The 8,753-nt window shown below is 68.1% G+C and carries 10 protein-coding genes; 2 read left to right on the top strand and 8 right to left on the bottom strand.

Annotated features, from left to right (window positions below):
• Positions 1-138: 138 nt before the first annotated feature.
• Together rsmD and ACT4N8_RS03110 are read right to left on the bottom strand one after the other, a co-directional pair.
• The gene (gene rsmD / locus ACT4N8_RS03115; protein WP_444856679.1) at positions 139-684 is read right to left on the bottom strand and encodes a 16S rRNA (guanine(966)-N(2))-methyltransferase RsmD; all 546 of its coding nucleotides are present in this window, start codon (positions 682-684) and stop codon (positions 139-141) included.
• Positions 681-1,547, bottom strand: coding sequence for a pseudouridine synthase (locus tag ACT4N8_RS03110; protein WP_444856678.1), 867 nt, complete (start codon positions 1,545-1,547; stop codon positions 681-683). Before ACT4N8_RS03110 ends, rsmD begins: the two co-directional genes overlap by 4 nt.
• A gap of 117 nt (positions 1,548-1,664) precedes the next feature.
• On the opposite strand from ACT4N8_RS03110, the gene ACT4N8_RS03105 reads away from it, so the two are divergent.
• Complete coding sequence (locus tag ACT4N8_RS03105) at positions 1,665-2,099, top strand: response regulator (protein ID WP_444856677.1); 435 nt, start codon at positions 1,665-1,667, stop codon at positions 2,097-2,099.
• Here the strand turns inward: ACT4N8_RS03105 and ACT4N8_RS03100 are convergent.
• Positions 2,096-3,226: an aromatic ring-hydroxylating oxygenase subunit alpha gene (locus tag ACT4N8_RS03100; protein ID WP_444856676.1), complete on the bottom strand. Its 1,131-nt coding sequence runs from the start codon at positions 3,224-3,226 to the stop codon at positions 2,096-2,098. The genes ACT4N8_RS03105 and ACT4N8_RS03100 overlap by 4 nt on opposite strands.
• A gap of 123 nt (positions 3,227-3,349) precedes the next feature.
• Here ACT4N8_RS03100 and ACT4N8_RS03095 point away from each other — a divergent pair, with 123 nt between their 5' ends.
• Positions 3,350-5,062 carry an AmpG family muropeptide MFS transporter gene (locus ACT4N8_RS03095; RefSeq protein ID WP_444856675.1) on the top strand — a complete coding sequence of 571 codons (1,713 nt, stop codon included), beginning with the start codon at positions 3,350-3,352 and terminating at the stop codon, positions 5,060-5,062.
• 3 nt (positions 5,063-5,065) lie between these two features.
• Here the strand turns inward: ACT4N8_RS03095 and ACT4N8_RS03090 are convergent, their stop codons facing one another.
• The 5 genes from ACT4N8_RS03090 to ACT4N8_RS03070 form a co-directional block, all read right to left on the bottom strand.
• Complete coding sequence (locus ACT4N8_RS03090) at positions 5,066-6,391, bottom strand: bifunctional folylpolyglutamate synthase/dihydrofolate synthase (RefSeq protein WP_444856674.1); 1,326 nt, start codon at positions 6,389-6,391, stop codon at positions 5,066-5,068.
• Between the two features lie 136 nt (positions 6,392-6,527).
• On the bottom strand, positions 6,528-7,379 hold the full coding sequence (accD, locus tag ACT4N8_RS03085) for an acetyl-CoA carboxylase, carboxyltransferase subunit beta (RefSeq protein ID WP_444856673.1): 852 nt from the start codon (positions 7,377-7,379) through the stop codon (positions 6,528-6,530).
• 49 nt (positions 7,380-7,428) lie between these two features.
• Complete coding sequence (pyrF, locus tag ACT4N8_RS03080) at positions 7,429-8,103, bottom strand: orotidine-5'-phosphate decarboxylase (RefSeq protein ID WP_444856672.1); 675 nt, start codon at positions 8,101-8,103, stop codon at positions 7,429-7,431.
• Positions 8,100-8,402, bottom strand: coding sequence for a lipopolysaccharide assembly protein LapA domain-containing protein (locus ACT4N8_RS03075; protein WP_444856671.1), 303 nt, complete (start codon positions 8,400-8,402; stop codon positions 8,100-8,102). The genes pyrF and ACT4N8_RS03075 overlap by 4 nt, the downstream gene beginning before the upstream one ends.
• A gap of 42 nt (positions 8,403-8,444) precedes the next feature.
• A partial coding sequence (locus ACT4N8_RS03070; protein ID WP_444856670.1) for a DUF3376 domain-containing protein occupies positions 8,445-8,753 on the bottom strand: 309 nt, incomplete at its 5' end.

Here is an 8,753-nt window from a genome sequence, read left to right as displayed (position 1 = left end):
AGCACCGGCCCCTCCGTGGTCAGCACCGCCTCGCGTTGCGGCGCGTTGAGGCCGGCGAGGTAAGGGGGCTCGGGGGCGGTGGCGGGCAGAACGGTCACGAGCGAACAGGTAGAGAACGGAGACGCTTCACTCAACGCCTCAGACTGCGTCGCGGATCAAAAAGATCACTGCCTTGCCGAACCGGCGCTCGGTTTCGGGAACGAGGTCCGGGGGAAAAGCGAGGCTTTCGCCTGCGGTCTCGATGCTGAGCCAGCCGCCAGGGGCGAGCCAATTGCCCTGGCCGATGCGGTCGAGCGCCGCCTGGGCGAGGCCGGTGGCGTAGGGCGGGTCCAGCAGGATCAGGTCGCAGGGTTGGGCGGGTGGCAAGGCGTGCTCGACAGGTTGGGCGCGGATTTCGGCGCGGTCGATGGCGCCGAGCCTGTCGATATTGCGCTTGAGCGCGTCGAGCGCGGCGCGGTCCTTCTCGTAGAAAGTGCAGTGCGCGGCGCCGCGCGAGAGCGCTTCGAGGCCGAGCGCGCCGGTGCCGGCGAAGAGGTCGGCGACCCGCAGGTCCTCGAAGCTGCCGAGGCGGCTGGCGAGCATCGAGAACAGGCCTTCGCGGGCGCGGTCGCCGGTCGGCCGGGTGGCCTGGCCGGTGGGCGCGGCGAGGGGGCGGCCGCGCCAGGCGCCGGCGATGATCCTCATTTATTCCTCCCCGGCCTTTGCCGGGGAGGGGGACCGGCCGAAGGACGGTGGAGGGGCTTCTTGCGGCCTTGTGAAAGGACCCCTCCACCATGCTTCGCATGGTCCCCCTCCCCGAGAAATCTCTGGGAGGAATTTGAGCCCAGGCTCTTCCTAAACGCCACGAGATCGTGCTGGCGCACCTCGTCGACCGCGCCGGCGGGGAGGTCGGCGAGGGGGAAGGGGCCGTAGGCGGTGCGGATCAGGCGGGAGACCTTGAGGCCGAGATGCTCGAGGACCCGGCGGACCTCGCGGTTCTTGCCTTCGCGCAGGCGCATCTCGACCCAGCCGTTGCGCCCCGTGCGCCGCTCCAGATTGGCGTTGATCGCGCCATAGCGGATGCCCTCGATCTCGATGCCGTGGATGAGCTCCTCCAACCGGGCCTGGCTGATCTCGCCGAAGACGCGGGCGCGGTAGCTGCGCTCGACGCCGGTGGTGGGGAGCTCGAGCTGGCGCTTCAATTCGCCGTCGGTGGTGAGGAGGAGCAGCCCTTCGGTGTTCATGTCGAGCCGGCCGACGGGCATGACGCGCGGGAGGCCTTTCGGCAGGCGGTCGTAAATAGTCGCCCGGCCCTTGGGGTCGCGCTCGGTGGTGAGCAGGCCGGCCGGCTTGTGATAGCGAAACAGGCGCGCGGGGGCCGGCGCCTTGACCGGCTTGCCGTCGACGGTGACGCCGTGGAGCGAGGTCAGCAGCGTTGCCGGCGTTTCGAGCGTCTTGCCGTCGAGAGCGATCCGGCCCTCGGCGATCATCCGCTCGATCTCGCGGCGCGAGGCGATCCCGGCGCGGGCGAGGAGCTTGGCGATTCGCTGCAGTTCGCGGGCGGTCAAGGCTGGGTTCTCCGCTGAAGGGAAGGGATTTTTCGCCGGATCGCTTGCGCAGGCGGCACCCGCTTACGATTTCCTCGTTACGCATTCGACAGGAATGCGAGGGAGGTCCGCCACTATATGCTCTTCGGCAAGCGCGAAAGGCTGATCCGCCGCATCCTGATCGTCGAGGACGAGCCGCTCGTCGCCTTCGACAACGAGCATATGCTCAAGGACGACGGCTATGAGGTGGTCGGCACGGTCGACAATCTCGCCGACGCCGCCGAGGCGATCGGGCGGGAGCGGATCGACCTCGTCCTCACCGACATCAGCCTGGCGGGCGAGGGGGACGGGATCGACGTCGCCCGCGCCGCCGGGGCGAAAGGCGTGCCGGTGCTGTTCGTTACCGGCCATTGCACCGAGCAGGCGCGGCCGCTCGGCCTCGGCTGCCTGTCCAAGCCCTATTCGGAAAAAGTGCTGAAGAACGCGCTCGACGCGCTCGACCGGCACCTGCAGGGGAAGACGCCGAAGCGTCTGCCGAGCCAACTCACCCTGTTCGTAGAGGCGCGGGCTTAGCCGAGCGCCCGCTCGACCTGGTCGTGGAATTTGCGGATGCCGGTTTCGAGCGTGCCGAGCGTGATCTCCTCGATCGAGCCGGAGGCGAGGCCGTTCTGGCCCAAGGCGGCGGCGCGATAATCCTCGCCGCCGAACACGCCCTCGTCCAGCAGGTGCCAGCTCTTCTCCCAATGGTCGATCTCGTCGGGCGTTTGCGGCGCCTGCGGGATCAGCATGAAATCCTCGACCAGGGTGCGGCCCTCGTCCTGCGGCATCAGCACCATCAGGTTCACATAGTCCGGGCTCATGATCATCACTGTCGCCGGGAAGAGCTGATAGGCGAAGGTGATCACGGCGCGCAGCTCGGGCCAGTGCGCGTGATCGATCTCGGCGAGATATTCGTTGCGGCCGACGGCCGAGCGCTGGTGGATGCCGATCGAATCGGCGACGCTGATCCCGTCGGTGAAGAAGCGGGCGATGGTCTGCGCGTGCAGCCGCTGGACGTGATAGCCCTCCAGGAAGGCGTCCATGATCAGCTTCCAGTTCGAGGCGACGTCGTGGACGCGGCGGCGGAAGAGATGATGGCCCGATAGCCCGAACGCGTCGAAATCGGGCGCGAGCATCCTAGCGTCGGCGAAGTCCGACTCCTCGCGGGCGAACCAGATCAGCCCGCCCGCTTCGATATTGGGCAGCTCCTTCAGATGATGATCGGCCTTGTCGAGGCCGGGGAAGCTGTCCGGCCGCGGCAGCGCGGCGAGCGCGCCGTCCGCGGTGTAGGTCCAGGCATGATAGGGGCAGACGATGCGGGGGCATTTGGCGACCTCGCCGCCCTCGACCAGGCGGGTGCCGCGATGGCGGCAGACATTCCAGAAGACGTGAGCGACGCCCTGCTTGTCGCGCGTCAGCAGCAGCGGGATGCCGAAGCCGTCATGCGCGACCGCCATATTGTTCTCGGGCAGCAGCGCTGAGGGGGCGATCACCATCGGTAGCCGGTCGAACAATTTCGCCTTTTCGGCGGCAAAGCGAGCGGGGTCGGTATAGACCGAGGCGGGCACGGTCGTGACGCTCTTGCCCTCTGTCGGCACGCCCGAGGCGAGCAGGCGGGCGAGCGCGAGCTGGCCCTCGGTCGGCCGCTGGCGGATCGGCATGTCCATGAGCGGAATAGTGCGCTTTACGCGAACGTAAGGCAAGCATCGCGGCGCGATCAACACGCTGGCAATGATGCGGCAAGCCGCTAGGTTCGCGGCCGGGCGCGCAGGAGACTAGGACCGATGGCCACGACCGCAGCGAAGAAACCCGGCTGGCGCACGCTATTTCGATCGCTGCGCAATCCCAAGTCGGGCTTCATGGCGCTGTTCGGCTTCGCTTCAGGCCTGCCGTTCGCGCTCTTCCTCGGCACGCTCTACGCCTGGTTCACCGAGGCCGAGGTGGATCTCGAGACGATGGGCGTGTTCTCGCTGATCGGGCTCGCTTATTCGTTCCAGTTCCTGTGGTCGCCGCTGGTCGACAAGGTCGACATCCCGTTCCTGCGCCGGCTCGGGAAGCGCAAGCAATGGATCGCGCCTGCGCAGCTTCTGCTCGGCATCATCCTCGTCACGATGAGCCTGCTCGATCCGAGGAGCTCGCTCGGCATGTTCAGCCTGCTCGCCGGCATCGGCGCCTTCACCAGCGCCACGCAGGACATCGCGATCAACGCCTGGCGCATCGACATCGCCGACGAGGAGGCGACGATCGACATTCTCTCGACCGTCTACCAGATGGGCTTTCGCCTCTCCTCGCTCGTCGGCGGCGCGCTCGGCCTGATCATCGCGGCGCGGATAGGGTGGCCGCAGACCTATGTGATGCTGGGGCTGATCCTGCTGGCGATCGGCGTGGCGGGCCTGTTCGCCCCCGATCCGGACAAGACCGGCGCGGTCATCGCCTCGGGCGAGGAGATCGACGAGCTCTACCAAACCGGCGAATTGCTGCCGAGCGTGCGCAAATGGGGCCTGATGGCCGTCGGGCTGCTGTGGGCCTGGGCGATCGGAACTGTCCTCGTCTTCATGGTCCGCTCGATGACCGCGCTGCCCGAGAATCGCCCCAACCCGACCGAGTTCACAGCTACCTACGGCCCGCTGATCGTCCTCGCCACGATCGTCCTGCCCGCCTTCGTCGCCGGCTGGCTGGCGAAGCTCCGGCGCGAGGGGCGGCACGTGATCACGGAGGAGGGCGGACCGGGCGGGCGTGCCAGCCAGGTGACCGATCATTTCTACCGCGCGCTGGTGCTGCCGCTGGTCGAATTCGTCGGCCGCATGGGCTGGTCGCTGGTGCTGATCCTGGCGCTGGTGCTGACCTACCGCATCTGCGATTCGATCTGGGGCACCTTCGCCTATCCCTTCTATCTCGGCGAGCTGCAGTACACCAACGACGAGGTCGCGTTCGCCTCCAAGTTCTTCGGGATCGGCGCGATCATCCTCGGGCTGGCGCTGGGCGGCTGGATGATCGTCGTGCTCGGGCGGATGCTGACCCTGACGCTCGGCGCGGCGCTCTCGGCGGCGACCAATCTGCTCTACGCCGATCTCGCGGTGGGCGGGGCAACCATGTCGGCGGTCAGCAACGCGATCGGCTTTACTTGGGCGGTCGAGCAGTTCGGCGGCAGCGAGCGGCTCGCCCGGCTGATGATCACCATCGGCGGCGAGAACCTCGCTATCGGCATCGCGGGCGCAGCCTATATCGCGTGGCTCTCCTCGATCGTCGCCAAGGGCTACAGCGCGGTGCAATATGCCTTGCTCGCCTCGCTGACCCTGCTGGTCGGCACGCTCGGCCGCGGCGCGCTCGGCCAGATGATCGAGGAGCGCGGCTATTATTTCGTGTTCGTCTTCACCGCTTTGATCGGCGTGGTCGCGGTGGTGCTGTGCATCCTCGAATGGATCCGCGAGGCGCGCGCAGGGCGGGCATCAGGCGTCGTAGCGCCCGAGCGTCCCGAGACGGTGCCGGCGGAGTAAAACTCAGCTCGGCGCCTCGCCATTCGCCGAGAGCACCTCGCCGGCGAGGTATAGCGAGCCGAGGATCAGCACGATCGGGGGATGGGCCGGATCGGCGTGGCGGGCGATCCAGCCGAGCGCGTCCTCGACCCCGTTCGCGGTCATCGCGATCAGGCCGGCGTCGCGCGCGGTCGCGGCCAGCGACGCGGGCGGATGATGCTCATGCTCGGCGACCGGAATTGCGTGGAGCGTGATGCGGCGGTCGCGGAAGGGGCGCAGCACGCCGGCCGCGTCCTTGTTGGCGAGCAGGCCGAATATGATGTGAAACGGGCGGTCGGCCGGGACGTGGCCGCGGAAGAAATCGGCGACGGCGCGGGCGGCGTTGGGATTATGCGCGCCGTCGAGCCAGAGCTCGGCCTGGACGGGCAGGATATCGCGCAACGGTCCGGGCGCGAGCAGCTGCAGCCGCGCGGGCCATTCGGCCCAGCCCATCGCCGCGCGGAAGGCGGATTCGCGCACATCGAGCACCGACTGGTGCCGCAGCATCGCCACCGCGAGCGCGGCGTTCATCGCCTGGTGCGCGCCGGGCAGGCGGGGCAGTGGGAGGCGGAGCGTGCCCGCGTCATCCCGATAGGCCAGCCTGCCGTCCTCGATCTCGGCGTCCCAGCGCGCGCCCCGTGGGCTCCAATCGGCGCCGGCTGCGGCGGCGGCCTCGCCGACCCGTTCGGCGATCGCCTCCGGATAATGTTGGGTGACGAGCGGCACGTCCGGCTTGGCGATGCCCGCTTTCTCGATGGCGATCTGCTCCAGCCGGTCGCCGAGAAAGGTCGGATGGTCGAGGCCGAGCTGGGCGATGCCGCAGACGAGGGGAGATGGGATGACATTGGTCGCGTCGAGCCGCCCGCCCAGCCCGACCTCCACGATGCAGGCGTCGGCGGGCATGCGGGCGAAGGCGAGGAAGGCAGCGGCGGTGGTCGCCTCGAAGAAGCTGATTTTCATGGCTTCGGCGGCGTCCAGTGTCTCGCCGAGGAAGGCGGCGAGCGCCTCGTCCTCGATCAGCCGGCCGGCGATGCGGATGCGCTCGTTGAAGCGGACGAGGTGGGGGCTCGTATAAACATGGGCGCAGAGGCCCGCAGCCTCGATCGCGGCGCGGAGGAAAGCGCAGGTCGAGCCCTTGCCGTTGGTGCCGGCGACATGGAGGACCGGCGGCAGCGCGCGCTCGGGGTTGCCGAGCCGGTCGAGCAGGGCGGAGATGCGCTCCAGCCCGAGAATGTCGCGGCCGGGCGACAGCGCCTCCAGCCGGTCGAGCTGGGCCTGGACGGCGGGGTGATCGGAGACCGCGCGGTCCAAACTTATCTTCCCCTGCCTTTGCAGGGGAGGGGGACCAGCCGAAGGCTGGTGGAGGGGCCTCTTAGACCGCGGCTTGCCCCTCCACCGCACTCCGTGCGGTCCCCCTCCCCACGAAATCGTGGGGAGGATCTGGTTGTCATGCCGCCTCTCGCCGCGGGCTCAGATAGTCGAGCAGCAGCGCCAGCCTTCCGCGCAGCTCCCTGCGATGGACGACCATGTCAACCATGCCGTGGTCCTTGAGATATTCCGCGCGCTGGAAGCCTTCGGGGAGCTTCTCGCGGATCGTCGATTCGATTACGCGCTGGCCGGCGAAGCCGATCAGGGCGCCGGGCTCGGCGATCTGGACGTCGCCGAGCATCGCATAGGAGGCGGTGACTCCGCCCGTAGTCGGATCGGCGAGGATCACGATGTAAGGCAGGCCCGCTTCCTTCAGCCGGGCGATGGCGACGGTCGCCTTGGGCATCTGCATCAGGCTCAATATGCCTTCCTGCATGCGCGCGCCGCCGGCAGCGGTGACGATGACATAGGGGCATTTATCCGCGATCGCTGCCTCGGCGCCGGCGACGAAGGCGGCGCCGACCGCGAGGCCCATCGAGCCGCCCATAAAGGCGAAATCCTGCACGCCCATGACGAGCCGGTGCCCTTCGACTGTGCCGCTCGCGTTGATCAGGGCGTCTGGCTCGCCGGTCGCGGCGCGGGCCGCCTTGATCCGGTCGCTGTAGCGCTTGGAATCGCGGAACTTGAGCGGATCCTCGCGGACCTGGGGCGGTGGCAGCACGGTGTAGCCGGGATCGAGCAGCATCTCGAAGCGCCGGGCCGGACCGATCCGGCCGTGATGCTCGCAGCGCGGGCAGACGAAGAGATTTTCCTCATATTCCTTGAGGAAGACCATCGCCTCGCATTCGGGGCATTTGTGCCAGAGATTCTCCGCCGTCTCCCGCTTGGGCAGGAACGGGATCTTGCTGCGGACGCGGTTGAGCCAGCTCATCTTTCTTGCTCCTCAGGCCGGGCGGATTAGGCCCACGGCGATGCCAAGTCTACAGCGTCGCCTCGATCGCGCGGGCGGCTTCGTCGGGGTCGGCGGCCTGGGTGATCGGACGGCCGATGACGAGGATCGAGGCGCCGCTGTCGAGCGCCTCGCGGGGCGTGACCACTCGCTTCTGGTCGCCCGCGCCGCCGTCGGCCGGACGGACGCCCGGGACGACGAAGAAGCCCTCCGGCCAGAGTTCCTTCGCCGCAGCGACCTCCCGGCCCGAGCAGACCACGCCGTCCAGTCCCGCCTCGCGGGAGAGGGCGGTGAGCCGCGCGACCTGGCCGTGGCTGTCGGAGGCGATGCCGGTCGCGGCGAGGTCGTCGTCGTCGAGGCTGGTAAGGACGCTGACGCCCACTACTTTCGTGCCCCTGGGCGCGGCCGCCTTGGCGTCCTCCATCATCGCCAGGCCGCCGGCGGCGTGGACGGTGAGGATGGCGGGTCCCAGGGGACTCAGCGCCTGCACCGCCTTGGCTACCGTGTTGGGAATGTCGTGGAGCTTGAGATCAAGGAAGATGGGGAGATCAAACGCGCCCATCGCGCGCACCCCGTCCGGGCCGTTGGCCGAATAGAATTCGAGGCCCAGCTTCAGCCCGCCGACATGGTTGCGGATCCTTGCGGCGAGGCTTTTCGCGCGCTCCAGATCGGTGGTGTCGAGCGCTACGAAGATCGGACCCTTCATGCGTTCGACCGGGCCTCACCCTGTGGCGGCGGCGGCGCGTTGCGCGGCAAGGGCGCGTTGGCGACATGCGCCTGATTCTGAGTCTCCAGCCGGCGCTTCAGCGACCAGATCCGTGTGCGGTAGAGGAGGAAGGTCGGCAGGAAGCCCAGGACGAACGCGCCGATCACCAGCACGGGCAGCTTCACGTCCGCTTCGAGCCCGCCCCACAAGGTGAGCGTCACCGGCTGCCAGTTGGTGCGGGCGAAGAGCACGATCACCACCGCGACAATCACCCAGAACAGGGTTTTGAGGAACTGCATGGCCTTTGCCTCTCTCCGAAATCTTCGCCTTAGTCCAGTGCGCTACCCAACCTCGCGCTCGAGCTGCTCGAACAGGGGGGCGATGGTCTTCAACCGGTCCTTCTCCTCGGCGAGGATGGCGCGGAACGCCTCCTTCTTGAGCGCGGTCACCGATTCAGGGGTGAGCTGCGCCTCGTCTGGGAGGGCGGAGATGGTGATGTCGATCAGCCGGTCGGCGCCGTGCAGGCGGCCCCAGAGATAGTCGTTCTCGCGATAGGCGCGGCTGAAGAAGGCGCCGAAGCTGTTGAACTGGATGCCTTTCAGAGTCGCCTCGGTGCCGCCTTTGCGGATCGCTACCGCGTCCTCGGGCGA

The sequence above is a fragment of the Sphingosinicella sp. genome (assembly GCF_052387495.1).
GTDB lineage: Bacteria > Pseudomonadota > Alphaproteobacteria > Sphingomonadales > Sphingomonadaceae > Allosphingosinicella.
This window is presented reverse-complemented; position numbering and strand designations above follow the sequence as displayed.